The following is a 302-nucleotide window of genomic DNA, read 5'->3' on the forward strand; positions in this document are numbered from 1 at the left end:
CTCATCCCCGGGCCCCCTGCAAAAGCGTTCGTCGCACCATCCACAGATTGGAGAGCGCGAACAGCGTGTGCAGCTGCGCCGTGTTCTTGGCCAAGCCGCGGTAGCGCACCTTCGCATGCCCGAACTGGCGCTTAATGACCCGAAACGGATGTTCGACCTTGGCGCGGATGCTGGCCTTGACGTGTTCGAGCTTGTCGAGCACAGCGCCCATGGGCGTGGCTTTGTCCAGAGCTTTGCGCTTGCCCGGGCGCATCGCCACATGCCAGTTGGCCTCGACGTGCTGCGTCTCTTCTCGCTTGCTC

Annotated in this window: 1 protein-coding gene; it reads right to left on the minus strand. The window is 63.2% G+C overall.

Going from position 1 to position 302, the window contains the following annotated elements; translation table 11 throughout:
* Position 1 precedes the first annotated feature (1 nt).
* Positions 2 to 302 (minus strand): IS5/IS1182 family transposase (locus AVS7_RS24950; RefSeq protein ID WP_024001850.1); only part of this gene is annotated, 301 nt, incomplete at its 5' end.

This window comes from Acidovorax sp. MR-S7 (assembly GCF_000400995.2).
Classification (GTDB): domain Bacteria; phylum Pseudomonadota; class Gammaproteobacteria; order Burkholderiales; family Burkholderiaceae_C; genus MR-S7.